Annotated in this window: 22 protein-coding genes and 1 riboswitch; of the genes, 11 read left to right on the plus strand and 11 right to left on the minus strand. The window is 61.1% G+C overall.

The features are described 5' to 3' along the window. Positions 1-72: 72 nt before the first annotated feature. Entirely contained in the window at positions 73-864 is a 792-nt protein-coding gene (locus tag ACTG2W_RS04025) for an alpha/beta fold hydrolase (protein WP_005333728.1), read from the minus strand. A gap of 118 nt (positions 865-982) precedes the next feature. On the opposite strand from ACTG2W_RS04025, the gene ACTG2W_RS04030 reads away from it, so the two are divergent. From ACTG2W_RS04030 to ACTG2W_RS04040, 3 genes are read left to right on the plus strand one after another with little or no spacing between them, the layout of a single operon-like run. Then, positions 983-1366: an MmcQ/YjbR family DNA-binding protein gene (locus ACTG2W_RS04030; protein WP_279505077.1), complete on the plus strand. Its 384-nt coding sequence runs from the start codon at positions 983-985 to the stop codon at positions 1364-1366. Beyond that, positions 1363-1851 (plus strand): GNAT family N-acetyltransferase, encoded by a 489-nt coding sequence (locus ACTG2W_RS04035; protein WP_317113522.1) that lies wholly within the window; start codon positions 1363-1365, stop codon positions 1849-1851. The genes ACTG2W_RS04030 and ACTG2W_RS04035 overlap by 4 nt, the downstream gene beginning before the upstream one ends. Before the next feature lie 57 nt (positions 1852-1908). Continuing rightward, positions 1909-2244 carry a DUF3802 family protein gene (locus ACTG2W_RS04040; RefSeq protein WP_005333735.1) on the plus strand — a complete coding sequence of 112 codons (336 nt, stop codon included), beginning with the start codon at positions 1909-1911 and terminating at the stop codon, positions 2242-2244. A gap of 261 nt (positions 2245-2505) precedes the next feature. Here ACTG2W_RS04040 and msrA read toward each other — a convergent pair whose 3' ends face one another. Beyond that, positions 2506-3138: a peptide-methionine (S)-S-oxide reductase MsrA gene (msrA, locus tag ACTG2W_RS04045; RefSeq protein ID WP_440016063.1), complete on the minus strand. Its 633-nt coding sequence runs from the start codon at positions 3136-3138 to the stop codon at positions 2506-2508. Between the two features lie 268 nt (positions 3139-3406). Between msrA and argA the strand changes: the two genes are divergently transcribed. Together argA and lysC are read left to right on the plus strand one after the other, a co-directional pair. After that, positions 3407-4735, plus strand: coding sequence for an amino-acid N-acetyltransferase (argA, locus tag ACTG2W_RS04050; protein ID WP_005345063.1), 1329 nt, complete (start codon positions 3407-3409; stop codon positions 4733-4735). A gap of 107 nt (positions 4736-4842) precedes the next feature. After that, positions 4843-5066: riboswitch (Lysine riboswitch) on the plus strand. Between the two features lie 90 nt (positions 5067-5156). Continuing rightward, complete coding sequence (gene lysC, locus ACTG2W_RS04055; RefSeq protein WP_440016064.1) at positions 5157-6509, plus strand: lysine-sensitive aspartokinase 3; 1353 nt, start codon at positions 5157-5159, stop codon at positions 6507-6509. Positions 6510-6591: 82 nt separating this feature from the next. Here lysC and ACTG2W_RS04060 read toward each other — a convergent pair whose 3' ends face one another. Further along, positions 6592-7677, minus strand: a complete 1086-nt coding sequence (locus tag ACTG2W_RS04060) for a hypothetical protein (RefSeq protein ID WP_005333743.1) — start codon at positions 7675-7677, stop codon at positions 6592-6594. 255 nt (positions 7678-7932) lie between these two features. Between ACTG2W_RS04060 and ACTG2W_RS04065 the strand changes: the two genes are divergently transcribed. Further along, complete coding sequence (locus ACTG2W_RS04065; protein WP_440016065.1) at positions 7933-10188, plus strand: LTA synthase family protein; 2256 nt, start codon at positions 7933-7935, stop codon at positions 10186-10188. Positions 10189-10252: 64 nt separating this feature from the next. On the opposite strand, the gene ACTG2W_RS04070 is transcribed toward ACTG2W_RS04065, so the two are convergent. After that, on the minus strand, positions 10253-11269 hold the full coding sequence (locus tag ACTG2W_RS04070; RefSeq protein ID WP_106842958.1) for a S66 family peptidase: 1017 nt from the start codon (positions 11267-11269) through the stop codon (positions 10253-10255). 265 nt (positions 11270-11534) lie between these two features. Here ACTG2W_RS04070 and ACTG2W_RS04075 point away from each other — a divergent pair, with 265 nt between their 5' ends. From ACTG2W_RS04075 to cysG, 5 genes are all read left to right on the plus strand, one after another. Then, positions 11535-12377: a patatin-like phospholipase family protein gene (locus tag ACTG2W_RS04075; RefSeq protein ID WP_005333746.1), complete on the plus strand. Its 843-nt coding sequence runs from the start codon at positions 11535-11537 to the stop codon at positions 12375-12377. A 200-nt stretch (positions 12378-12577) separates the two neighbouring features. After that, on the plus strand, positions 12578-13636 hold the full coding sequence (gene asrA / locus ACTG2W_RS04080; protein WP_106842959.1) for an anaerobic sulfite reductase subunit AsrA: 1059 nt from the start codon (positions 12578-12580) through the stop codon (positions 13634-13636). A gap of 1 nt (position 13637) precedes the next feature. Beyond that, positions 13638-14477 (plus strand): anaerobic sulfite reductase subunit AsrB, encoded by an 840-nt coding sequence (asrB, locus tag ACTG2W_RS04085; protein ID WP_106842960.1) that lies wholly within the window; start codon positions 13638-13640, stop codon positions 14475-14477. A gap of 11 nt (positions 14478-14488) precedes the next feature. Then, positions 14489-15499, plus strand: a complete 1011-nt coding sequence (gene asrC / locus ACTG2W_RS04090; RefSeq protein WP_040066440.1) for a sulfite reductase subunit C — start codon at positions 14489-14491, stop codon at positions 15497-15499. 197 nt (positions 15500-15696) lie between these two features. Next, a complete protein-coding gene (gene cysG, locus ACTG2W_RS04095; protein WP_106842961.1) occupies positions 15697-17088 on the plus strand; it encodes a siroheme synthase CysG in 1392 nt (463 codons plus the stop codon). Between the two features lie 100 nt (positions 17089-17188). On the opposite strand, the gene ACTG2W_RS04100 is transcribed toward cysG, so the two are convergent. From ACTG2W_RS04100 to ACTG2W_RS04130, 7 genes are all read right to left on the minus strand, one after another. Further along, a complete protein-coding gene (locus ACTG2W_RS04100; protein WP_106842962.1) occupies positions 17189-17791 on the minus strand; it encodes a hypothetical protein in 603 nt (200 codons plus the stop codon). Positions 17792-18043: 252 nt separating this feature from the next. Next, the gene (locus tag ACTG2W_RS04105; protein WP_005333757.1) at positions 18044-18361 is read right to left on the minus strand and encodes a heavy metal-binding domain-containing protein; all 318 of its coding nucleotides are present in this window, start codon (positions 18359-18361) and stop codon (positions 18044-18046) included. Between the two features lie 171 nt (positions 18362-18532). After that, on the minus strand, positions 18533-19333 hold the full coding sequence (gene dedD / locus ACTG2W_RS04110) for a cell division protein DedD (protein ID WP_040066443.1): 801 nt from the start codon (positions 19331-19333) through the stop codon (positions 18533-18535). A gap of 74 nt (positions 19334-19407) precedes the next feature. Beyond that, positions 19408-20667: a bifunctional tetrahydrofolate synthase/dihydrofolate synthase gene (gene folC, locus ACTG2W_RS04115; RefSeq protein WP_181281585.1), complete on the minus strand. Its 1260-nt coding sequence runs from the start codon at positions 20665-20667 to the stop codon at positions 19408-19410. A 2-nt stretch (positions 20668-20669) separates the two neighbouring features. After that, complete coding sequence (gene accD, locus ACTG2W_RS04120; RefSeq protein WP_005333765.1) at positions 20670-21533, minus strand: acetyl-CoA carboxylase, carboxyltransferase subunit beta; 864 nt, start codon at positions 21531-21533, stop codon at positions 20670-20672. A gap of 119 nt (positions 21534-21652) precedes the next feature. Further along, positions 21653-22462, minus strand: a complete 810-nt coding sequence (gene truA / locus ACTG2W_RS04125) for a tRNA pseudouridine(38-40) synthase TruA (RefSeq protein ID WP_040066446.1) — start codon at positions 22460-22462, stop codon at positions 21653-21655. A 200-nt stretch (positions 22463-22662) separates the two neighbouring features. Next, entirely contained in the window at positions 22663-24867 is a 2205-nt protein-coding gene (locus ACTG2W_RS04130) for a FimV/HubP family polar landmark protein (protein WP_106842963.1), read from the minus strand. Positions 24868-25114: the final 247 nt, after the last annotated feature.

Below are 25114 nucleotides of genomic sequence, written 5' to 3' on the forward strand. Positions count from 1 at the left end.
ACTGCCAGTGATTAACTGGCAGTAGTCTTTTTTACTATTATACAGACGTCAAAAAACTGAATGGATAACTGATTACTTCCTCCCGCCCCCCAGCGATTGAATAAACGCCAGGGTACGGCGATTAAACTGCTCCGGCTGCTCCACATTGCAGACATGGCCGCACTGCTCAATGACCGCCAGCGAGGAGCTGGCATCGCGGGCCACCTGTTCGCGCACTGGCGCCAGAAACATATGATCTTCCTCCCCCATCACATAGAGGGTGGGAATGGGCAGGGAGCGTTCGCGGAAATAGCGCATCAGCGGGTTAACCTCGGTGGCGAGGCGGAACCAGCGTTTGAACTCTTTCTGGCAGAGCTTGCGGGCCTCGCGCACAAAGAGGTTGCGCGACTCCTGATGGTGCTGGCGCGGCATGATGATGAAGGCAAACAGCCGGTAGAGCCACATATAGGGCAGGAAGTGCTGGCCAAGTCGGCCCAGTTGCACCAGCACCCGCGAGCGGATATCTAGCCGCAGGATGGCGCCTCCCAGTACCATGCTCTTGACCCGCTCCGGGCAGAGCTCGGCCAGATGGCGAATAAGGATGGTGCCAAGGGAGATGCCGACAAAGTGGGCGCGGCGGATATCGAGATGATCGAGCAGCCGAACGATATCTTCGGTCACTTCCCGAAAGCTGTAGTGGCCCTTGACCACCTGTTGCAACTGGTGGGACTGGCCGTGGCCGCGCAAGTCCAGCAGCAGCACGTTGAAGTGTTCGCGATAGGCGCGCAGCTGCTTGAACCAGATGGAGGAGCTGCCACCGGCGCCGTGGACAAACACCACCCAATCCCGCTCGGGACCCAGTTCGAAAGTCTTGTGATACAACATCCAATAGGCTCCCTTGGTGATGGGGGGTATACTCGGCTGCGCGCATATTAACAGAACAGGCCCGCCGATAGATATGCGCCTGACATGACCCGGATCACCCCTTGCGCGAGAACCCACCATGGATTTGACCCGTTTGCGCCACTTTCTGCTGACCCTGCCGGGCGCCACCGAAGATACCCCGTTTGGCCCGGAGATCCTGGTCTACCGCATCGCGGGCAAGATGTTTGCGCTGGTGGATTGGCAGGCCGATCCGCTCACCATCAACCTCAAATGCGAGCCAGAACTGGCGTTGCTGCTGCGCGAGATCCACCCCGAGGTCAAACCGGGTTGGCATATGAACAAGCAACACTGGAACACAGTGACCCTGAACAGCACCTTGCCGGATGATCTGTGGCAGGGCTGGGTGCACCACTCCTACGAGCGGGTTGTCGCAGGTCTGCCCAAAGCCAAACGGCCACAGGCGCCGCGCCCCCTCTCCCCCACTGACGACCCAACCTTATGACGCCAGCACTTAGTCCAGCACTTTGTATTGTCCCCCTTGGCGAGGCACATATCCCCGCCCTCGTGAGCCTGTTTGAGCAGGCGGTGCGACGCAGCGGCCCCGAGCACTACAGCGCCGAACAGGTGGAGCAGTGGGCCCTCGGTTCACAACATCCGGGCTTTGTCAGCCAGCTGCGCGAACATCACGGTTGGGTGGCGGAGCAGGCAAATGTGCCCCTCGGTTTTGTCACTCTGAGCCCCGATGGCCACCTCAGTCTGCTCTATGTGAGCGCCGACCATCAGCGCCAGGGACTGGGCAATCTGCTGCTCACCACGGCGCTCGCGGGGGCCAGAGGGCTCGGTATGAACCTCATCACCACCGAGGCCAGCGCCTTCAGTTATGAGCTATTTTTACGACATGGCTTTACGTTGACCGGGCTGGAGTGCGTGGAGCGGGGCGGAGTCAGTTTTACTCGCCATCGCCTGCACTGCTGCTTGCCAAGCTAGGGCAAGCCACTAAAATACGCTTAATTTTCGTATTGTTACTGTATTGAGGCAGCAACCATGGTGGTAGAAAGTGAAGGCTATATCTCGCTGATCGAGTATCTGGTGGAGAGTTTGGGATTGTTTGAATCCCAGCAGCAGAACGATGGTGAAGAGACCATCGAAGATCTGGTCAGTGGCCGTGTTGCCAGCAACCTGATGGCCATTTGCGAGCAAAACCCCCAGCTCGATCCCAAGGTACGTTTCGCCATCATGCAGGAGGCCGACGCCGTGGTCGCCGATCTGGAAGAGGTGCTCTCTGCCGTCTGGCTGCGCGCCCCGACCCCGGAACAGAAAACCTTCCTCATCGAGTTTATCGATCTCATCAAGAACCTGTTCGATAGCGCCATCGGCTGATCTGCCGTCCGGCCCTCCCGCCCAACGCAAGATTTCAGAACAGCAGATAAGGAAAAGGGCCGCCTTGGTGGGCAGCCCTGCTTGCTATCATTTTCAACCCGCCAGTGCGTTCATTCATCAGGCGGTTATCAAGGCAAGAAATGTGTCTGGACTTTGCATCCGATCCCTGGACGCTACCTAGTTAGTCCCGACTGGTCGCAATAAGTTCCCTCCTCCGACCATTTATTTTCACTTTTATTAAGAAATCGACTACAAACCTGTTCAGCGGTTCAGGCTGGGTGGCAAACAGACTCCAATGCCACCCAATCCGCAGTAACCATCCGGATTTTTCTCCAGATATTGCTGATGGTAATCCTCGGCGTAGTAGAAGGGCGCCAGCGGCAAAATGCGGGTGGTAATGGCACGACTGTCGCCGCTTGCCGCCATCGCCTGCTGATAGGCCGCCATGCTCTGCTGGGCAATGATCTGCTGGCTCTCGTCGCCATAGAAGATCACCGAGCGATACTGGGTGCCAATGTCCCCACCCTGACGCATCCCCTGCGCCGGATCGTGCTGTTCCCAGAACAGTCTGAGCAGATCGCCGTAGCTGATCAACGCCGGATCAAACACCACCTGCACCGTCTCGGCATGGCCGGTCAGCCCGCTGCACACCTCTTTGTAGGTGGGATTCTGGGTCACGCCGCCCTGATAACCTGCCGCGGTGGAGTAGACGCCCGGCTGCTGCCAGAACAGGCGCTCAACGCCCCAGAAACAGCCCATGCCAAACCAGGCCACCGCCATCCCTTGTGGCCAGGGGCCCTGGGTCGGGTTGCCATTCACCGCATGCTGCTGACCAATCACCATCGCTTCGCGTCGTCCCGGCAGGGCATCTGCCGGTGAAATAATCTGTTCCATGAATTCTGTCCTTGTATAAAACCCTGTGAAATCACACAGCTGACGAAAAGGAGCATCGAAGATAGCAGTTTATCGCGCCGGATCAACCGGCGGGCCCCTCCCCGCTCGCTCCAACGGCTATCTGCACCGTCCGTCACTCTTTCCCGATCCGCACGGCCAAGCCGCCCATCGTAGACCAGAAACGGCCAAAATCAATATTTAGTCTTGATTTGTGAATTAATTTTCATATATTGAGCCAATCGCTGTTTTTTTATGGAAGAAATATCAAGTGCGTGAACGCGAACCCAGTCTGGTCAATGCCTTCCGGCAATCCACCCCCTATGTCAATGTGCATCGGGGTGCCACCTTTGTGCTGATGATGGGGGGAGAAGCCATCTGCCACCCCAACTTCGCCAATATCGTCAGCGATATCGCCCTGCTGCAGACACTGGGCATACGCCTGGTGCTGGTGTTTGGTTCACGTCCGCAAAACGATGAAGCGCTGGCCCGCGCCGGTATCGAGGCCCAGTATCACAAGCGGATCCGGGTCACCGATGACGAGAGTTTTACCATCATCAAGCAAGTGTGTGGCGGCCTGCAATACGACATCACCGCCCAGCTCTCCATGGGGCTCGCCAACACCCCCATGCAGGGGGCGCGGATCAGCGTGGTGAGCGGCAACTTCGTCACTGCCCAGCCACTGGGGGTGGATGATGGCATCGACTTTTGCCACAGCGGCCGGGTGCGCCGCATCGACGTGGAGGGGATCACCCGCCAGCTCGACCAGAAGAGTCTGGTGCTCATCTCCCCCATCGGCTGCTCGGTCACCGGCGAGAGCTTTAACCTGAGCTCCGAAGAGGTGGCCCGCCGGGTGGCGGTCGATCTCAAGGCGGACAAGCTTATCTGCTTTAGCAGCACCCAGGGGGTAATGGACAGACGCGGCGAAGCCATCTCCGAGCTCTTCCCCGAACAGGCCGAAGAGCTGCTGGTAGAGCTGGAGCAGGCTGGCGAAGAGATGTCCGGCACCGCCCGTTATCTGCGCGCGGCCATTGCCTCCTGCCGTGGCGGGGTGCCCCGCTCCCATCTGGTGAGCTATCAGGATGACGGCGCCATGCTGCAGGAGCTGTTCAGCCGCGACGGTCTCGGCACCCAGATAGTGCGGGAAAGTGCCGAGCAGGCCCGCGCCGCTACCATCGAAGATATCGGCGGCATTCTCGATCTCATTCGTCCGCTGGAGGAGGAAGGCATTCTGGTGCGCCGCTCCCGCGAGCAGCTGGAGATGGAGATCGACAAGTTCACCATCATCGAGCGCGATGGCCTCATCATCGGCTGCGCGGCCCTCTACTGCTTTATGGAAGAGGCGATGGCGGAGATGGCCTGCGTCGCCATCCACCCCGACTATCGCAACTCCAACCGGGGGGATCAGCTGGTGGCCAAGGTGGCCGAGCGGGCCAAACGGCTCGGGATCCGTCGCCTGTTCGTGCTCACCACCCGCTCCATCCACTGGTTCCGGGAGCGGGGATTCGATCCGCTGGAAGTGGAAGATCTGCCGGTGGCGCGCCAGCGTCTCTACAACTGGCAGCGCCGTTCCAAGGTTTTGTCAAAGACAATTGCCTAAGCCATTGATTCTGTGTTGAGTTAGCCGACAATTTGAACTTTTTCACAAACTCGATTGACAGTGCAATCCAACGCAGGGTATTTCTAAATGCACTCCACCGCCCTGGTGGAGCCAGAAGAGGAGCGCTGCCCAGGCAGCCCAAGGGAGGACGCCAGCGTCCGGTGAACTTGGGTCAGGGGGAGCAGCGCCGAGACGAGTGAGGAGACTGGTGACCTCAACGTCGGCTGCGGGGGCTGAATCCCCCGGGTTGTCATCGGTAGTGATCATCCCCCACCGCGCCCTGTCAGGGGCGGTACGGGATGGGCTCTGCAGGTGGAGTGCTTCTGGCCGGGATAGCTTCGTTCATTCCTGCCATTTTCAGCCTCCTCCTCTCTTTTTTGCCCGATGGAACCGGAATCTTAAAATAAGACAGGAGTAAGCAATGAGCCCGATCAATGTCGCCAAGTTTGGCGGAACCAGTGTCGCCAACTTCCCGGCCATGAATCACTGCGCCGATATCGTGCTGGCCAATCCCGCCACCCGGGTGGTGGTACTGAGTGCCAGCGCCGGTGTCACCAACCTGCTGGTCGCCCTGGCACAAGGGGAGCTGGACGAAGCGGGCCGCGACGAGCAGCTGGCCAAACTGGCCGGGATCCAGCAGGCCATTCTGACCGATCTCGGCAACCCTGTTGATGTGAGCGCCCTCATTCATGGCCAGCTGGACGAAATTCGCCTCATGGCCCAGCAAGCCCACCAACATACCGATGCGGAGCTGGCCGATCGCCTCATCGCCTGCGGCGAGCTGATGTCTACCTGCCTCTTTACCGAACTGCTGCGCCAGCGCGGCGTCAAGGCCCACTGGCAGGATGTGCGCCAGCTGATGCGCACCGACAGCCGCTTTGGCAAGGCCACCGTCGATCTGGCCACCACCCGTACCCTCTGCCAGCAGACGCTGGGCCCGCAGCTTGGCGACAGCCTGATCATCACCCAGGGCTTTATCGGTGCCGATGGCGATGGCCGCACCACCACGCTGGGGCGCGGCGGCTCTGACTACAGCGCGGCCCTGCTCGCCGAAGCGCTCGATGCCGCCAGTATCGAGATCTGGACCGATGTGCCCGGCATCTACACCACGGATCCGCGCCTCGTCACCCGCGCCCGCCCCATTCCCGAAATCAGCTTTGTCGAAGCAGCCGAGATGGCCACTTTCGGCGCCAAGGTGCTGCACCCCGCCACCCTGCAACCGGCGGTGCGCCAGAATATTCCGGTGTTTGTCGGCTCCGCCAAGGATCCTGCCGCCGGTGGTACCTGGATCCGTGCCAGCACAGATTCAAGCCCGCTGTTTCGCGCCGTCGCCCTGCGCCGCCAGCAGGTGCTGGTGACCCTGCACAGCCTCAACATGTTCCACGCCTACGGCTTCCTGGCCGAAGTGTTCGGCATTCTGGCCCGTCACCGCATCTCGGTCGATCTCATCACTACCTCGGAAGTGAGCGTGTCGCTGACGCTGGATCACACCGGCAGCCAGAGTAACGGCGAGCCGATCCTGAGCGACAAGGTACTGGCCGAGCTGGGCCAGCTTTGCAAGGTGGAGGTGGAAACCGGTCTGGCACTGGTGGCGCTCATCGGCAACCGGATGAGCGAAGTGAACGGGGTCGGTAGTCAGGTCTTTGACGCCCTGCGCGAGCACAACATCCGGATGATCTGCTACGGCGCCAGCGCCCACAACCTCTGCTTCCTGGTCAAGGAGAGCGAGGCGGGCAATATCGTCAACCGCCTCCATCAGGAGCTGCTGGACTGACCCTCACCGCGAGGCGAACCAGACCATGCAACAGGGCGCCAGCAAGGCGCCCTGTTCATTTGTATTTCGCAGATGTGTTGGCTCAGGCAAGGCTGGTGGCAGGCAACTGGCAGGCGACGGCTTCCCGGCGCAGCTGCTGCAAGCGGGCCAGCAGCCCGGTCTGGCCCAACTCAGTCTCCTGAGGCGAGAGATTGTCCACCAGCAGCGGATAGTGATCCGTTACCGCCTGCATCAACCAGTCGAGGCGACGCAGGGTGAGCGGGCCGCAACTCTGGCCGCTCAGATCATCGGCCACATCGAGCCGGTGGCTGCGATACATGTCCCGCCACCAGTTGGCGACCAGCGCCTCGTCGCTCGCCAGCGCGGCGCTCCACTCCCCCTGCAGGGCGTGCAGGCGGGCCAGCACTGGCGCGCTGGCTCCTTCGCGGATCAGGTGGTGGATCTCCCGTTTCACCCATTTCAGACAAAGCTCGCGCCAGTAGCGAAATTGCGGCAGAGGATCGGCCTCATCGAGCCAAAGCCCCGAGAGGGTGCGGGTCTCCAACCGCTCCGGTACATGGAACTGCGGGTCGACCAGACCATTGGAGTTGTATTCAAAGCGGGGATCGAAGGTCCACATATAGCCAAAGTCGAACACGCAGATCTGCTCGCCGTCATCGAGCAGGTTGCCCGGGCTCGGGTCCCAGTCAAACCAGCCCCAGCGGGCCAGCTCACCCTGCACCTCCAGCATCTGGGCCAGATTGCGTTCGTTGAGCTGATGGACCGGCACGCCCCGCAACCAGGGGGAGACCAGCACCCCGGCTCGCGCCGAGCCAAAGCTGGTGCAGACCACGTGGGAGAGGACAGTAGGATGCAACTCGCGCAGCGCCTCGATTTCTCGCCGCCGCTCCAGCTCGGTCAGAAAGGCGGTCTTGCCATCGAGGTTGGCCACCAGTGAATCCTGACGGCGCCGCTTGAGGCACCAGTGATGCCCCTCCACCTTGAGGTGAAACACCTCGGCGGTGAGACCGTGGCGATAGACCTTGACCACAGCCGGATGGCTATCCTTCAGCTTGACCAGTTGGGCCAGCGGCAGCGGGCAGTCGCGCTCGCGTCCGATCCGGATCTCTTCCTTGCTCTCCAGCATGCGCAGCAATCTGGCCTGACGTGCCATCACTTTGGGATTCATACATGTACCTCCAGTCGCTATCGAGAGACTAAACAGCAGCTCCCTCCCAAGCCAGTGGCAAAACCCCATGATGACGCTTTCATCACATATTCCGAACAACCCCTCGATCGGGATCACAATTTGCAAGGTTGAGCTGTAACCAAATATTCATTAAGTGGTCATTAAATTGACAAGCTGAAACAAGGCCCGCACCATCGGGTCAAACTCTATGCGGATGAACGATCTCTCCCTCACTCGCTCAAAGGATGAGCTTATATGAATCGCCCCTCCTCAGGCCGCCCCCGCGTCCTGAGTCTGCCCTCTCTGCTGCTTGCCCTGCTGGGCGGATTGCTGCTGCTGACCCTGTTGTTGCCGCTGATCAATCCCGGCAGTTGGCTGGGCCGTGCCCAGCCGCTGGTGCTGGGCCCCGCCGACAATCCGCTGGCTACCCTCACCCGCCACGCCCTGCTCTATAAAAGCGACAGCCGCGGCCTCTATCTGGTGGTGCGCAGCCAGTGGCAGTTGCGAGGGCCGCTGCAAGCGGGGGACAAGGTGCGAGTGGAGCTGCTCAACGACAAGGGGGAGCGGATCGACCAGCTCAGTCAAGCGGTGGATAAACGTCAGGTATGCCGCAATAACCGCTGCTCGCTGGATCTCAACAGTACCCTGCGCGCCCCGGATGACGCGCTGGCCAGCCGTTATCAGCTGCGCATCGGTCTGCTGCTCAAGGATCGCCCCGAGAGCGGCGACTTCAGCCAGATCCTGCAAACCCTGCCGGAGCAGGGCTTCAACCTCACCTATCTGGTGGTGAGCCTGACGCTGGTGCTGACCCTGAGCGCCGCCGTGCTCAAAACGGTGCTGCCAAAGCTGCGCCGCAGCCTGCGCTGGCGGATCATCGGCAGCCTGCTGCTCGGCAACCTCACCTTCGTGCTGCTGCACGGCTTCGTGGTGTTCAAGCTGGGGGAGTTTCTGCTCTGGTCAGGCTTTCGGCCGGAGCACTACTATCTGGCCTGGGGCAGCATGGTGCTGGGCTGGAGCCTCTGCGCGCTGGCGGGCTTCAACCTCTATATGGGGCTGGTCTTTACCGCGCTTTCTGGCATAGGTCTGCTCGCCAACTTTATGAAGATCGCCATCTACGGCGTGCCGCTCGGCGGGGATGATTTTGGCAACCTGCTGGCGCTGCTGCGGATCCTGCTCGACCAGCACCCCATCCTGCCCATCTTCACCGTGTTGCTGGCACTGTTTCTCTGCTGGCGCTTTGCCCTGTCACGCTGGGTGCTGCGCACTGCCGCTGCCACCGTCGCCTTCTTTGCCCTGTGCGTCTTTGCCACCCAGACCGGCAACAAGCTGCTGGGGGCCAACATTCGCTACGTGGATCGCGCGGTCAACTACCACAGAGACATCATCCGCTCCGGCCCCGGCCTCTATCTGTTCAATCTGGTGGACGAGATGCTGCAAAGCGGCAGCGTGTTTCGCTACCCCTTGCAGATCAACGAGCTGACCCCGCAGCTGAGTTATCCGCCCCAGGGCATTGCGCCGCGCTGGGATCTGGTGATCGTGCTGCAATATGAGTCGCTCTGGCTCGACTGGAAGGGGCGGATCTGCGCCCCTGCCCCTACCCTCTCCCTGCCCGCCAGCGTGCAGCAGTGGCACAAGACTATCCACTCCCCCACCACCGGCGGCATGACAGTGCTGGCGGAGTTCGAGATGAACACCGGCCTGCCGGTGGGCTTGCTCAAGCAGGGAGTAGTGCCCTACTACTACCTCTCTGAGCAGGTGCCGGGGCTGGCCCAGAGCGCCAGACAGAGCGGCTACCAGACCCTGTTTGCCCACCCCTATGTGGAGAAGTTCTGGGGCCGCGCCAAGGCGATCCCGGCGCTGGGGTATGAGGAGCGCTGGTTCGATACCAGCTTCACCACCCTTGAGCACAAGGGGCTCTATATCTCCGACGACGCGCTGATCGACCACATGCTCAAGCGCAGCGATCAGGATGACAAGCCGCTGTTTGCCTACGCGGTCACCATGCAGGGCCACGGCCCCTTCGATGGTCCCCGCTATCAGGGGCAGGAGCGCAGCGGCGCCTGCCCGAACCAGAGCGAGAGCGACACCCAGCTGCTCAACACCTACTACACCGGGGTGGTGGATGCCATGGCCTCGCTGGAGCGGCTGCTCAAGACCCTCGACCAGTCAGGCAAGCGCTATCTGGTGGTGGCCTTTGGCGATCACCAGCCGTTTTTGATGTCCGCCAGCAAGGGCATTCACGGTGACAAACCCGCGCGGGATGCCACCTACCAGATCCCCATGATGGCCTTTGCCCGCGCTGATGATCCCCTCAATCTGGCGACCCAGTTTGCGCCGGTGCGCCAGCTCTACCAGATGGGTCAGGCCACCCGCCAACTACTGGCGGGGGATATCACCCCTATCGAAGAGAAACCCCTGCTCCATCCGGTGCTGGGGGAAGAGAAGGGATTCGACCCTTCAAGCCTGGTGCCGCAGATCCGCGCCAGCTTCCGGCCCGATGCCCTACCCTGATCACGCCCCACAAAAACAGACAAGGCCGCATCAGCGGCCTTGTTGTTGGACATTAATTTCGCACTCATTCTGCTCGCCACCAGGGCTGCAGCAAGGTGAGCTGCTGACTGTCAAGATCGAGCGCCACCTCGATACCCAGCGGCAACGTCAGCATGGGGTGGGTATGGGCGCAATCAAACTCCGCCAGAATGGGGAAATCCGGCTCCCCCACCACCTCCAGCAAGATATCGAGGGGGCGCTTGCCGCTGCCCTGATCGTTAAACAGCTCGTGCTTGCCGAGAATAAGGCCGCCGATCCGATCAAAAATGCCGCACAGCTTGAGATGGGCGAAGGAGCGCTCCACCATCTCGGCAGATAAGAGGCCGTCCTCCAACAGTAGAATGTCGCCGCGCTCGATGGTCGGCATATAGGGGGCGCCCCAGATCCCCGCAATGGTGTTGAGGTTGCCGCCAATCAACCGTCCCTCAACCCGGCCTGAGCCTACCGAGATCAGCCGATTGGGCTTGCACTGCTTGGCCCGGGTCTGGTTTTCCCAATCCAGCCGCTCATCGCTCCACTGCGCTGGCGTAGGCAGCGTGCAGGGGACGCCAGCTTCATCGGCCAACGCAATCTGTAAAAAGCTGGCCAGCGTCTCGTCCACCAGCGGTGGCAACTCGCCGAATGAGGCCACCAGCGCCGGGCCATAAAAGGTAACCAGGCCAGTTTGGGCATGGATGCCGAGCAGCAGCGCCGTCACGTCGGAGTAGCCGACGATGATCTTGGGATCGCGCCGTAGCGCCTCAAAATCGAGGTAGGGCAGCAGGGAGTTGGAGTTGCTGCCGCCAATCACCGACATGATGCAGCGCACGTCGGGGTCGCGAATAAGGGCGTTGAGCTCTTCGGCCCGTGCGGCAATGGAGCCAGAGCGCCAGTGATCCTGCTGGCCGGTGAGGCTGCCCGCCTTGAGCCGAAAGCCCTGCCCCTCAAGAAACGCCCTGGCACGGGCAAAACGGTTGGGGGCCCAGGCGGTTGCCGCGCTGGAGGGGGAGAAAAAAGCGATGGTATCGCCACGTCGGAGCAGCGGGGGAACCAATAACGTCATGACACACTCATCCTTGCCAATATCCAGCCATCACAGACTTGTTGAGACTCCTACACAACCCCTTTGATCACAACAGGTTTATCACCATCGTTTAGAAATACAAAACACTTGATTCATTATTAACAGATATTCTAAACACCATCCCCTTCCTAGAATGACCTCATTGCGATGGCCAACCCCGGTTGGTTGTCAGAATGCTCGGCCTGACAGCCCGAACGTTCTCTTTCCCACTTTTTCTCTCTGACTTATCAATGAGGTGCCTGTCATGAACAAAAACGCATCCCCCAGCGCATTGGTTGTAGAAGGCGGTGCCATGCGCGGCATATTTGCCAGCGGCGTGCTGGATGCGTTTATCGAGCATGACTATCGCCCCTTTGACTTCGCCATCGGTGTCTCGGCGGGGGCCACCAACTTGCTGGCTTATCTCGCCAGCCAGCATGGCCGCAGCCACGAAATCCTGACCAAACTGGCGTGCAGCCAGCAGTTTATGGATCCCCTGCGCTTTGCCAAGGGGGGCAATCTGGTGGATATCCACTGGCTGTGGAACACCAGCTGCCGCAAGTATCCCCTCGACATTCACGCCTACCGGGAGACCGGCATCCCCTTCTATGCGGTGGTGACCAATACCCTGACCGGCAAGGCTGAGTACATCCGGGTCAAGCCGGAGAACATGAACGAGGTGCTGCCCGCAAGCTGCGCCATTCCCCTCGCCTCCCACGAATACCCGGAGGTGCACGGGGTGCCGATGACAGATGGCGGGGTGGCCGACTCCATCCCGGTGATCGAGGCCTACCGCCGCGGTGCCCGTCACCTGACGGTGATCCTCTCCGAGCCCCTTGGCTATCGGCTCAAGCCGATGCCCTTCCCCTGGATGATCCGTACCCTGCTCAAGACCCGCCCCGCGCTGGCACAGGCGCTGGAGCAGCGGGATCGCAGCTACAACGAGGCGCTCGATTTTATCGCCAATCCGCCGGAGGACTGCCAGATCGAGGTGATCGCCCCGGCAGACTACTTCCCCGTTTCCCGTTTTACCCGCGATATCAACAAACTGGAGATGGGATACGTGATGGGCAAGTGCGCAGGCTATCAGGCCGCCCTGCTCAATTGACAAGAGCTTTACAGGCATGACCCGACCTGCCGCGACGCACGCGCCGCCAACACGATAACAATCGGGTCAGTTGAGCAACATGAGTCATAAAAACAGACCGTGGCGAGGCAAGCGCGGCCAGAACCGATGCCAGACATCCTGACCGGCCCGCTCCTCATCCCTATGCCAGGGCATCTCACCCTCATACAAGGTGTTTATTTATGTCGTTTCTTCTCACCCATCCCGCGCTGGCGCAGCTGTTCGAGCGTCTGCTGCCCGATTACCGGATCATGGCGCCCACGGCCGAATATCGGGGCGGCCGCTTCTCCGACACCGACAACGTCACCTACCACAGCATCCGTCATCCGGCCGATCTGGTGTGGCAGGAGAAGTCCCACTTCTCCCCGAAAGAGGTGGTGCTCCCCATCACCCAGACCCTGTTCCACTTCGACAATCTGGAGCTGCGCGAATCAAAGGTGGAGGCCAAGCCCACCCTGTTGTTCTTGCGCAGCTGCGATATCCACGCTCTGCGCAGGCTGGATCAGGTCTACCTGAAAAATGGCCAGAACAGCGACGTCTACTACGCCCGGCTGCGCAGCAAGCTCAAGCTGGTGTTGCTGGAGTGCCGCGAGAGCTTCGAGAACTGCTTCTGCGTCTCCATGGGCAGCAATGAGACCCGGGACTACGCCGCCGCCATTCGTCTGAGCGATGAGGGGGCTCGCATCGAGGTGAAGGATCCCGAACTGCTCGGCTACTTTGCCGAGCTGGGCGAGCCCGACGACTTCACCCCGGAATTTGTCCAGAGCAACCCGGTCAAGGTGCGCACGCCGGACAGTGTCTGTGACGACCCGCAGTGGATCCGCCAGATCCTCATCGCTCATCCGGTCTGGGCCAAGTACGACAGCCGCTGCATCGGCTGCGGCCGCTGTACCACCTCCTGCCCGACCTGCAGCTGCTACAGCGTGCACGACCTCACCTATGCGGAGAACCCCCAGCAGGGCGAGCGCCGTCGCCAGTGGGCCAGCTGCATGGTGGATGGCTTCAGCGACATGGCCGGTGGCCACGGTTTTCGCGCAAAGCATGGTGAGCGCCTGCGTTATCGCGCCTTGCACAAGGTCAACGACTACAAGGCCCGTCAGGGAGAGGAGCACATGTGCGTCGGCTGCGGCCGCTGCGACGATCGCTGCCCTCACTACATCTCCTTTAGCAACATCATCAACAAGATGACCGATGTGGTCGAACAGACCATCGCAGCCGACAACGCGCAGGGGGCGAACTGATATGTGCCAGTGCCAGCAAACCGCAACAGCAGAACCGCAGCAGGACATGGTCGAAAACCGCCTGCTGCCCAAGGCCTACACCATTCTGGCCATCGAGCGCCACACCGAGCTGGAGTGGAACTTTCGGGTCTCCCGCGACTTTGATGTCCACTACGGCCAGTTTGTGGAGATCTCCCTGCCCACCGTCGGCGAAGCGCCCATCTCGGTCTCCGACTATGGCGATGGCTATGTGGATCTGTTGATCCGCAAGGTCGGCAAGGTGACCGATGCGCTGTTTACCCTCGATGTGGGCGACAAGGTATGGATGCGCGGCGTCCACGGCAACGGCTACCCGCTGGAAACCTACCGCAACCAGCACCTCATCGTGGTGGCGGGCGGTACCGGCGTCGCCCCGGTCAAGGGGCTGCTGCGCCGCTTCAGCAAACACCCGGAAGAGGTGAAGTCCCTCGACATGATCCTCGGCTTCAAGAACGAGCAGGCGGTGCTCTATCGCCACGAGATGCCGCTCTGGGCCGAGCAGCAGAACCTCATCGTCACCCTGGACGAGGGCAAGGAGAGCGAGCAGTTTCGCATCGGCCGGGTCACCGACTACATCGACCAGCTGGATCTCGCTGACAAGGAGGATATCCAGGTGATCGTGGTCGGCCCCCCCATCATGATCCGCTTCGTGGTGCTCGCCTTCCTCGAGCGGGGCATCCCCAAGGATCGCATCTGGGTCGACTACGAACGCCGCATGGCCTGCGCCGTGGGCAAGTGTGGCCACTGCCGGATGGGCGACACCTATATCTGCGTGGATGGACCGGTCTTTCGTTTTGACCAGGCCCAGCATCTGATCGACTGAGGGAGAACACCATGAGTCTCGATATCGACATCATCAAGGCCCGCGCCAAGAACGAATACCGCCTCTCCAAGGTGCGCGGCGAAGCGATGATCAGCGTACGCATTCCCGGCGGGATCATGCCCGCCCACCTGCTGGCGGTGGCCCAGCAGATCGCCGAACAGTACGGCAACGGCCTGATCCACCTCACCACCCGCCAGAAGCTGGCGATGCCCGGCATCAAGTATCAGGACATGGACAAGGTCAACGCCGCCCTCGAACCCTTTATCAAGGAGATCGAGGTGGAGACCTGCGGCATCGAGGTAGAGGACACCACAGCCGGTTACCAGACCATCGGCGGGCGCAACATCGTCGCCTGTCAGGGCAATACCATATGCCAGAAGGGCAATATCGACTGCACCGGGCTGGCCCAGCGGATGGAGAAACACCTCTACCCCAACCCCTATCACCTCAAGATGGTGATCGCCGGCTGCCCCAACGACTGCGCCAAGGCCAACATGGCCGACTTCGGCATCCTCGGCATCGCCAAGATCCACTTCAATGCCGAGCGCTGCATCGGCTGCGGCGCCTGCGTCAAGGCATGTAGCCACCACGCGGTGGATTGCCTCGCCATCAAGCATGGCAAGGCGGTCAAAGAGGAGAGCAAGTGCATCGGCTGTGGCGAGTGCGTGCTGGCCTGCCCGACCCTGGCCTGGCAACGGGATCCCAAGCAGCTCTACATGGTCAAGCTGGGGGGACGCACCAGCAAGAAGACCCCCCGTACCGGCAAACTGTTCCTCAACTGGGTGACCGAAGAGGTGCTGCACGCAGTGATCAAGAACCTGTTCGAGTTCGAGGCCGAGATGCTGGATGGCAAACCCATCTACCTGCACATGGGTCACCTTATCGACCGGGCCGGTTATCACAAGTTCAAGGAGCGGGTGCTGCGCGGTGTCACCCTCAACCCGGAAGCCATGGTCGCTGACCGCATCTTCTGGGCCGAAGATCAGTACGTCGCCAACATGCACGTCAAAGCGGTGCAATAGGAAAAACCTCGTTTGGGGAAGCGTGATCAAGTGGCCGACACCGGTGGGGATCTGTCGTTGGCCCGGGCGTAGATCACCCTTCCCCTTTTTTATTCCCGTCGGGGGATCTTTCCCCCGACCATCCGGGGTGCGTCACGGCGTGCCCTGCTATCTCGCCCGGCGCGGCATTGCGAGCGGGCCAGCATCCGGAGCCTGTTATGGACTTTCTCCCTCTCTTCTGTCAGCTGCAAAACAAGCCGGTCCTGATCGTCGGCGGCGGTGAGGTGGCGGTGCGCAAGGCGCGCCTGCTGCTCGATACCAAGGCGAAGATCACCATCAATGCCCCGCATCTGGAACCCCAGCTGATGAGCTGGGCCGAGCTGGGTCGCCTGACCGTCTGCGCCGCCGGCTTTCATCCCGAACTGCTCGATGGCAAGTGGCTGGTGATAGCCGCCACCAACCAGCAAGAGGTCAACCAGCAGGTCTTTCATGAGGCGAACCTGCGCCAGATCTTCTGCAATGTGGTGGACTCCCCGGCCCACTGCAGCGCCATCATGCCCGCGATCATTGACCGCTCGCCGCTGATGGTGGCCATCTCCAGCGCAGGCGCGGCGCCGGTTCTAAGCCGCCAGCTGCGGGAAAAACTTGAAGCGTTGCTGCCGCAGCACCTCGGCCAGCTCGCGGCGCTGGCGGGCAAGCTGCGCGAGCGGGTCAAGGCCATACCGGACAAGCTGGCCCGCCGCCGCTTCTGGGAGCGGCTCTTTAGCCATGAGCGACTGGCATGCCAGCTGGCCCGCGGCCAGCAACAGGCAGCCGAGCAGAGCGTCACAGAGCTATTGAATGAGCCGCTACAGAGCAAGGGAAGCGTCACCCTGGTGGGCGCCGGCCCCGGCGATGCGGGGCTGCTCACCCTGAACGGCTTGCAGCAGCTGCAACAGGCGGATGTAGTGGTCTATGACCGGCTGGTCTCGCAGGAGGTGTTGGCGCTTGTTCGCCGGGATGCCGAGCGGATCTTTGTTGGCAAGGAGGCGGGCCGCCACTGTGTGCCCCAGCAGGCGATCAACCAGTTGTTGCTGGAACAAGCGCAGCTGGGCAAACAGGTGGTGCGGCTCAAGGGGGGCGATCCCTTTATCTTTGGCCGGGGTGGCGAGGAGCTGGAAACCCTGGCCGAGGCGGGCATCCCCTTCTCGGTGGTACCGGGCATCACGGCAGCCTCAGGCTGCGCCGCCTACAGCGGCATTCCCCTCACCCACCGCGATCACGCCCAGCGGGTGCAGTTCATCACCGGCCACGACAAGGAGGGCAATATCGCCCAGGAGTGGTCGGCGCTGGCGGCCCCCCGCCAGACCCTGGTGTTCTACATGGGGCTGGCCCACGCCGCCCGCATTCAGGATGCGCTGCAAACCCACGGCATGCCCGGTCACACCCCGGTGGCGCTGGTGGAGCAAGGCACCCAGCTCAGTCAGCGGGTGGTGCGCGGCGAGTTGCAGCAGTTGGCCGAACTGGCCCGTCAGGTGAAGAGCCCGAGCCTCATCATCATCGGCACCGTGGTCACTCTGGCCGACAAGCTGGACTGGTATGGGGAAGCCAACGCCATCCACGGCATCTAACCCCGCACGGCTATCACCCAATAGAGACAACAAAACAGAGAGCGGCCATGCCGCTCTCTGTTTTTTGCATCAATGACCAAGCTGTGGCACGGCGTGTCTGTTACTCGAGCCGGATGGGGCCGGTATTCTGAACATCGCTGTCATTCCAGTCGCTCTCATCGCGAATGCGCGGATCCCCCTGCAAGGTGTAGAGGATGGTGCCCTGACGAAACTGCAGCGCGCCATCGGCCCGCTTGGCCTTCACCTTGACTCCGTTGACCCACACCTGCTCCTTGCCATCCACCTGAATATTGGCCACCGTGGCACCTGTCTCGCGGTTTTTGGCGGTCCACTTGCCCTGATAGGGCGAGTCCCCCTTGGCCATCGGCAGTGCGGCTGCCTTGCCCGCCGACCAGGCGTGCACGGTGCAAAAGCCATGAGCCCGGCGATCATGTTTGATGACGTAATCCAGGGTGGGTTCGCTGGCGGGCAGATCGAAGGTGATCCCGATGACCACCTTGCCGTTTGTGGCCGAATAGGCGGCGGGCGCCAGCGTTTTCAGGGTCGCCTTCTTGCCATTGATAAAGACGTTGCCCCCTTGCGACTTGACCCGGATATCGGTGGGACAAGTGGCGCTGAAGTTGGGCAGCGCCGCGAGGGCACTGCCGGCATGGGCGGTCATGGCCAACATGACAAGGGTCAGCAGAGCAGGTTTTTGATTCATAGTGATACGCCTTCAAAAGAAGAGAACCTCGTCCGTGAGCGGTGTCGTTCCTGATGGCGGCACTCTAGCTTGACCCTCTCGGGCTACCCAGTTAAAAAAAATAAAACCGGTCAGTGGAATTATTAATAAATATAAATATTTAAAATCAATTAGTTGAGTGACAATCCCGCCATCCGCCACGTATCAGACAGGCAATAAAAAAGCCGATAACTCGGTTATCGGCTCATTGCCCATGCAGAGGCGGATGTCCGATCAGACCACCACGGCGGTGCCACTGATGCTGACCATCAGCATGCTGCCATTTTGCCCCACCACCTCGTAGTCGATATCGATGCCGACCACTGCGTTGGCACCAAGGGCCGCTGCGCGCTCTTTCAGCTCATCGAAGGCGATCTCGCGGGCACGGGCCAGCTCTTTTTCATAGGCGCCGGAGCGGCCGCCGATGATGTCGCGGATCCCGGCAAAGAGATCCTTGAAAATGTTGGCGCCGAGAATGGCTTCGCCAACCACGATGCCGCGGTATTCACGAATGGTTTTACCTTCCAGCGTGGGGGTCGTCGAGAGGATCATCTTGAACTCCTGTGAGTAGCAGAAGGGCTCAGACTACCCCAACTGCCCGAAAATCCCAACCGGGGGGTGGCCTGTACGACGTCGTCCTTAAAAATCACGACGGCCAGATAAAAAAACACCGCGCACGGGGCACGGTGTTTGTTTCAGATGGCCATTGCCAACGGCAAGCCGTCAGGGATTGTAAGAGACCACCGAGCCACTGAGGCCGGTCATCTGGGAGATCCTCCCCTGCATCCCTTGCAGTTTGGCCTTGGAGACATCCGGTCCGATAAAGACCCGGTTGAGCTGACCCTGCACCGGTGTGCGCGGCGAGGTGTGGGCAGAGTAGCCCGCCGCCCGCAGCTTGCTCACCAGCGCGTTGACACTGTCGACGTTCTTGAAGGCGCCAAGCTGGAGGATCCAGCTACCCTGTGCCGGTGCCGCAGCAGGCGCGGGAGTGGTCGGCTGGGTCATCTTGCTTTCAATCAGATCGTCGAGGGACTTGATCTGACCCGCCTGCGGCTTGGTCGGTGCGGGTGCCTTGGCCACTTCAACCGGTTTGGCTGGCGTCGGCTTGGGTGCTGGCTTTGGCGGTTCTACCGGTTTTTTGGCCACCACTTCCGGCTTGGGCTGTGGCTTGGGTTGGGCATTCTGTTGCGGCTGAACCGGTGCCGGTGCGGCAGGGGTTGTCGCCGGCTGCGCACCGTTGCCCTGACCGGCGAGGGTCATGGGGTCAGCCACCTCTTCCACTTGCCACTGCTGGGCCGCAGAGGCCTGTTGCTGGCTGGCCAGATGATCGGCTGGCAGGCTGCTGGCTGCCGAGACCTGCAGCGCAGGCTTGGCAGGCTCCAGCTCGGGGCGCAGCGGGATCTTGGCAAAGGCCTCCTCCTTTTGTGCCAGCTTGTGACCATCCAGCAAGTCCGGCAGGAAAATAACAACCAGGGCCACCAGGATGACGGTGCCCACCAGACGGTTTTGAAACTTCGAGGCCAAGTTGAATCCTACCTTTACGTAACTCAATATGCGATTTGGCTCCCCGCCCGAAGGCCGGGGAGCCGGGATGTGGCCTAGACGGCGACACCCGCCAGAATGTCGGCGACAGTGTAAAACGAACCAAACACAATGACCATATCGTCCGGACTCGATGCGGCCAACGCAGCCTGATAAGCGGCGCTGACATCATCAAACTCTCTGGCAGGCCCCTTGCCCTCCCCCAGCGCCGCAGCCAGTTGCGCAGCAGTGGCGGCGCGTGGGCCGGTGAGACTGGCCAGATACCACTCGCCAATCAAGCCATCGAGTTCGGCAAGGGATCCCGCCATGTCCTTGTCTTTGAGCATGCCGACCACGGCGCGGCGTACACCCGAGCAGGGCATCTTGCGCAATTGCGCTGCCAGATAGGCTGCCGAATGGGGGTTATGGGCCACATCGACGATCACCAGCGGCGCACTTTGCAGCTGCTGCATCCGGCCAGCCAGCCGGGCATTGGCAAGCCCGTCACGAATGGCGGACTCCGGCAGCGGCAAGCCGAGGGATTCCAGCGCCGCCAGCACGGTCACCGCGTTCATCAGCGGCAGCGCCGGTTTTGGCAGATCCCGCCACTGGTTGAGGCCGTGATAATCCCAACCGCTCTCGTGCTCATCGCCACGAAAATCGATACCGACCTGACGCAGGTTGGCGCCAAGACGCTGGGCTTCGCTCGCGATAGTCGCAGGCGGATTGGGCTCGCCACTGATGGCGGGCTTGCCAGCGCGATAGACCCCAGCCTTCTCCACCGCCACTGCTTCGCGGGTATCCCCCAGCCAGTCGCAGTGATCGAGGGCAATGGAGGTGATCATCGCCACATCGGACTCCACCACATTGGTGGCGTCGAGCCGACCGCCCAGTCCCACTTCCAGCAGCAGCACATCGGGCGCGGCGCGGCAGAAGAGCCACAAGCCGGCCAGGGTGGCGAACTCGAAGAAGGTAAGGGCAATCTCGCCACGAGCAGCTTCCACCTCGGCAAAGGCGGCGCAGTGATCGCTGTCAGGCAGCTCCTGCCCGTTGACCCGCACCCGCTCAGTAAAGCGCAGCAGATGGGGCGAGGAGTAGACGCCGACCTTGTAGCCTGCGGCCATCAGAATGCTGGCCGCCATGGCACAGCTGGAGCCCTTGCCGTTGGTACCCGCCACCATGATCACCTTGAACGGCAGCTGGGTGAGACCCATGCGCCGGGCAACGGCACCGACCCGATCCAGCCCCATGTCGATATTGACCGGATGGATCTGCTCCAAATAAGAAAGCCAGTCGACAAGCGACCGGCTTTGGGATTGTTGCATGTTTGAACTCATCTTCACTCTTCGATGACGTGAGTATTCAGCATTTTGGCGAGCAGGCTGGCAAGACGGTTACGCATTTCGCGGCGATCGATGATGATATCGATGGCACCCTTTTCCAGCAGGAACTCGGAGCGCTGGAAGCCTTCCGGCAGTTTCTCGCGCACGGTCTGCTCGATAACGCGCGGGCCGGCAAAGCCGATCAGCGCCTTGGGCTCGCCCACGTTGATGTCACCCAGCATCGCCAGACTGGCAGAGACGCCACCCATGGTGGGGTCGGTCAGCACGGAGATATAGGGCAGGCCCGCCTTGGTGAGTCGGTCCAGCGCAGCACTGGTCTTGGCCATCTGCATCAGGGAGAAGAGGGCTTCCTGCATGCGAGCACCACCAGAGGCGGAGAAGCAGACCAGGCCACGGCCTTCCTTGATGCACTCCTCGACGGCGCGCACAAAGCGGGCACCGACCACGGAGGCCATGGAGCCACCCATGAAGGAGAATTCGAACGAACAGGCGACAACCGGTACCCCTTTGAGGGTCCCTTTCATCACCACCAGCGCATCTTTCTCCGCCGTCTCTTTCTGAGCGGCAGACAAACGATCCTTGTAGCGCTTGGAATCCTTGAATTTCAGTACATCCTGCGGCTCCAGCTCGGCACCGATCTCGGTACGACCCTGCTCATCGAGGAAGCTCTCGAGACGGGCGCGGGCGCTGATGCGCATATGATGATCACACTTGGGGCACACTTCGAGGTTGCGCTCCAACTCTGCCCGGTAGAGCACCTGTTCACAAGCACTGCACTTGGTCCACACCCCTTCCGGAATGTTGTGACGACGAGGCGCAGTGATCTTGCTCTTGGGAAGAATCTTCTCAAGCCAGCTCATGGAATTCCTTAATGCTTTTGTGCCTGACAAAACGCATCGAGCCTAGATTGTTCAATGACTTAATAGCTCGATGGCAACAAATGACGGGTCATTAAACCACAATTTTTCGGGCGCAGTTACTAAAAACTGGTCGTACCCGGTGCCGAGTCCGGCAGCCACAGCGGGCCGAGCGGCAACTGCGGCAGAGCAAACTCGGCCGGGTAATCCACGTCGACCAGATAGAGTCCACCGGCCTTGGCGGTCGGCCCGGCCAGATTGCGATCCTTGGCAGCCAGCACCTCGGCAATCCACTCCACCGGTTTGAGCCCCTGCCCCACCAGCAGCAGGGAGCCGGTGATGTTGCGCACCATATGGTGCAGGAAGGCGTTGGCCTTGATGTCGAGCACGATGTAGGGGCCGGAGCGGCTGACACACAGATGGGTCACATTGCGCCACGGGGTGTTGGATTGGCAGGCGACGGCACGGAAGGTGCTGAAGTCGTGCTCCCCCAGCAGGCTCTGGCCCGCCTGGTGCATCAACTCGGCATCGATGGTCTCGTGGTAGTGGCTGACGCCACTGCCGAGGATCGCCGGCCGGTAGTTGTGGTTGTAGATGACATAGCGGTAGCGACGGGCGGTGGCGCTGAAGCGGGCGTGGAAGCTCTCGTCTACCTGCTTGACCCAGCGCACGGCGATATCCGGCGGCAGGTTGGAATTGAGCCCCAGGGTCCAGGCCCCTTCGGCACGGTTCGCCTCGGTATCGAAGTGGATCACCTGACCGGTCGCATGGACACCGGCATCGGTGCGCCCGGCACACTGGATGGAGACAGGGTGGTTGGCAATCCGGCTCAAAGCCGTCTCCAGTTCAGCCTGCACGCTGATCACTTCACGCTGACGCTGCCAGCCGAAATACCGGCTGCCGTCATATTCAATACCTAGGGCAATTCGCATGGATAAACTTGTCTTGTTGTGAAAACGCAGTGAAAGAAACGGGGCGGATTATACGCGCTCAGCCCGAAAAGTCCCACCACACGCGCAATTGGCCTAGATAGCGAGCCTGCGCGGCCATGATCCCCCATCGCAAATCGCCAAAATATGAGGGGCAGCCTGCTGGCTGCCCCCGTTTTGCTGATCCCGTGATGGGAAATGCTTTAGCCCAACCGCTTGAGCAACTTCTCGGCTTCGGCGCGCTGGTGATCGCTGCCCTGCTCCGCCGCCTCTTGCAGCAGCTCGCGGGCGCTATCCTTGTCGTCAATCTCGAGGTAGGCACGGGCCAGATCCAGCTTGGCACCCACACCGCCATCGTCGGCATCCACATCAAATCCGGTGGATTCCGGTAGCACCTCGGGGAAGCCATCGAGCCCCACATCCAGCGAGAAGCCCTGATAAGGCTCCTGCTCCGGCGCGGTGGCATCCGCTTCGGCCAGCAGCTTGTCGATCTCGACGTAGCCACTCTCCTGTGCCTGCTCACGGGGCTGGAGATCTGCCGGATGAGATTCCACCTCGGCGAACGCATCTTCGAAATCGGAGAGCGCCAGCTCGTTGGGATCCCACTCCAGATCCAGCTCCGCTTCTTTCGCCTTGACAGGCTCAAGACCGAGCTCGGCCAGCATGGCATCCGCACTCTCGTCAGCGTCCTCTGCGGCACTGAGATCAATGGCGTTATCATCTTTGCCAGCAGCAGGCTCGTCGAGGGCACTGTCGAAATCGCCGAGATCGAAGCTCGCCAGATCGTCGTCAGCGGCACCGACTTCGTCGATGGAGCTCAAATCGGGCTCGAGGTCGGCTGAGAGATCCGCATCCAGCTCGGCAAACAGGGCTGCCTGCAGCTCCTCTTCGCTCATGATCTCGTCAGCGGCCTTAGGCTTGGGGTTGAACTCGCTGGCCAGATCCATGGCGGGCTCGTTGGCCAGCGCGATGGGCTCATCCAGCGAGAGATCGAGATCCGGCACCAGATCCGGGTCACGACTGGCTGGCTGGGCCGCCATCCGCTCGGGCTCGAAGCCCTGCAGCTCCATCTCGCCCTCGTCGCTGAACACCAGATCGACATCCGGCTTGGCGGCCGGCTCGTCAGGCTCCATCGGCATAAAGCCATCCGGGGTGTTGAGATCCGGTACCGGGCGCACCGGCTCGTTGTCTGTCACATCGACGCTCAGCAGATCATCAAACTCGCTCTGCTCCTGATCCATCATCATGGCGGTGGATTCGGAGAGGCTCTTCTCCTGCTCTTCCAGTTCGCGGCGGGCACGGGCACGCAGCCACAGAGTCACCAGTGCCAATACCAGCAGCACCGGCAGCAGGATGATCATGGCGAGGTTGAGCGGTGAGGAGAGCAGATCCATCAACCAGTTTTTCTCAGGCTCAGGCTCGGCTGCCACCGGCGGGACCGGTTGGGCCTTGAGCTCGGCAATCTCTTTTTGCAGCGCCGTCTGATCCTGCAGCTGGGCCTTGAGGGTCTCCACCTCTTCGGTCAGGGATTGCAGACGCAGCTTGAGCCTGTGGTTCATCTCGGTCACCTGGCCGAGCTGGGCATTGGCATCTTCCAGTGCCAGCGCCATCTCGGTAGCCGGTTTGCCCACCGGTTTATCCAGATCGGAAGGCAGAGGCGCCGGGGTGGTGCCTTCTGCTGCGCTAGGAGCAGGTGCTACCGCCTCTTTCGGCGCAGGCTCGCTCACCTTGGCCACTTCTTTGGTTTCAGCCGCCGGTTGCGGAGCCACCACCGGGGCGGGAATGGGGGCGGCTTTCGCCACTGGCAGCGGCGCAGGCGCAGCCTTCACCAGCTCGGTCTTGGCGGCTTCAACCTTCGCGGGTTTGGCGGCAGCCGGCTTGGCGGTATGGGTCTGCTTGTCAGCCAGATATTTGGGGCTTAACCCCTTCCAGCTGGCGTTGTCGCTGCGGAACTTGGCGCGGGCCTGTGCATCAGTGATGACGCTCGCCTCGGCCGCGGTCGGCAGCAGAATGCGGGAACCCACCAGAATGTGGTTGATATTGCCATCGGCAAAACTGCGGGGGTTTTTCTCGTAAATCGCCACCATGGTCTGGTAGACGCTGACCCGATTGGAGGGGCGATATTTGCTCGCCAGGCTCCATAGGGTATCGGTCGGACGAACAGGGCCATAGCTACCGGCATTGGCAGTGACCTGACGCACCACCGGCTGGGCGGTTGTACGCACCGGTTGAGCGACGGGTCGGGCGACCGGCTGCGCCAGCGGCTGGGAATTGACGGCGGGAGGTGCGGGTTCGTCAGGGCCTTTTAGCTCGACAAAAAAAGGCTCCCGCGCCGAGTCTTCAGCCTGGACGGTGCCCAGCAGACCCAATGCGAGTAGCGTTGCCAATGTTATGCGGGAATGTCCCATATTCGTTCCTTCGTATGACGGCCCTATCACATTGAAAAATCTGGATAGTTACCCCAAAACAGTCGGTTCAATATAAATCAGGCTCGCCTGGCAAGCCAGCAGTCCGACACATTTAGCACCCAACTTGACCCTGAGTGTAGGAAAAAACTTAATCAGTTGATATCGCAACAGAATCTTGAAGTGACGGAGTGCGGCATGGGTCACACCCCGGTTTGATCACAGGCCGGATGCGCAGCACTCCCTGCTG

This window comes from Aeromonas sp. 96A, from assembly GCF_051919165.1.
Classification (GTDB): Bacteria; Pseudomonadota; Gammaproteobacteria; order Enterobacterales; family Aeromonadaceae; genus Aeromonas; species Aeromonas veronii.

What these genes read in the sequence shown, in the direction of transcription:
- ACTG2W_RS04025 (WP_005333728.1), bottom strand. Translation starts at nt 864, where the DNA reads ATGTTGTATCACAAGACTTTCGAACTGGGTCCCGAGCGGGATTGGGTG.
- ACTG2W_RS04030 (WP_279505077.1), top strand. Translation starts at nt 983, where the DNA reads ATGGATTTGACCCGTTTGCGCCACTTTCTGCTGACCCTGCCGGGCGCC.
- ACTG2W_RS04035 (WP_317113522.1), top strand. Translation starts at nt 1,363, where the DNA reads ATGACGCCAGCACTTAGTCCAGCACTTTGTATTGTCCCCCTTGGCGAG.
- ACTG2W_RS04040 (WP_005333735.1), top strand. Translation starts at nt 1,909, where the DNA reads ATGGTGGTAGAAAGTGAAGGCTATATCTCGCTGATCGAGTATCTGGTG.
- msrA (WP_440016063.1), bottom strand. Translation starts at nt 3,138, where the DNA reads ATGGAACAGATTATTTCACCGGCAGATGCCCTGCCGGGACGACGCGAA.
- lysC (WP_440016064.1), top strand. Translation starts at nt 5,157, where the DNA reads ATGAGCCCGATCAATGTCGCCAAGTTTGGCGGAACCAGTGTCGCCAAC.
- ACTG2W_RS04060 (WP_005333743.1), bottom strand. Translation starts at nt 7,677, where the DNA reads ATGAATCCCAAAGTGATGGCACGTCAGGCCAGATTGCTGCGCATGCTG.
- ACTG2W_RS04065 (WP_440016065.1), top strand. Translation starts at nt 7,933, where the DNA reads ATGAATCGCCCCTCCTCAGGCCGCCCCCGCGTCCTGAGTCTGCCCTCT.
- ACTG2W_RS04070 (WP_106842958.1), bottom strand. Translation starts at nt 11,269, where the DNA reads ATGACGTTATTGGTTCCCCCGCTGCTCCGACGTGGCGATACCATCGCT.
- ACTG2W_RS04075 (WP_005333746.1), top strand. Translation starts at nt 11,535, where the DNA reads ATGAACAAAAACGCATCCCCCAGCGCATTGGTTGTAGAAGGCGGTGCC.
- asrA (WP_106842959.1), top strand. Translation starts at nt 12,578, where the DNA reads ATGTCGTTTCTTCTCACCCATCCCGCGCTGGCGCAGCTGTTCGAGCGT.
- asrB (WP_106842960.1), top strand. Translation starts at nt 13,638, where the DNA reads ATGTGCCAGTGCCAGCAAACCGCAACAGCAGAACCGCAGCAGGACATG.
- asrC (WP_040066440.1), top strand. Translation starts at nt 14,489, where the DNA reads ATGAGTCTCGATATCGACATCATCAAGGCCCGCGCCAAGAACGAATAC.
- cysG (WP_106842961.1), top strand. Translation starts at nt 15,697, where the DNA reads ATGGACTTTCTCCCTCTCTTCTGTCAGCTGCAAAACAAGCCGGTCCTG.
- ACTG2W_RS04100 (WP_106842962.1), bottom strand. Translation starts at nt 17,791, where the DNA reads ATGAATCAAAAACCTGCTCTGCTGACCCTTGTCATGTTGGCCATGACC.
- ACTG2W_RS04105 (WP_005333757.1), bottom strand. Translation starts at nt 18,361, where the DNA reads ATGATCCTCTCGACGACCCCCACGCTGGAAGGTAAAACCATTCGTGAA.
- folC (WP_181281585.1), bottom strand. Translation starts at nt 20,667, where the DNA reads ATGAGTTCAAACATGCAACAATCCCAAAGCCGGTCGCTTGTCGACTGG.
- accD (WP_005333765.1), bottom strand. Translation starts at nt 21,533, where the DNA reads ATGAGCTGGCTTGAGAAGATTCTTCCCAAGAGCAAGATCACTGCGCCT.
- truA (WP_040066446.1), bottom strand. Translation starts at nt 22,462, where the DNA reads ATGCGAATTGCCCTAGGTATTGAATATGACGGCAGCCGGTATTTCGGC.
- ACTG2W_RS04130 (WP_106842963.1), bottom strand. Translation starts at nt 24,867, where the DNA reads ATGGGACATTCCCGCATAACATTGGCAACGCTACTCGCATTGGGTCTG.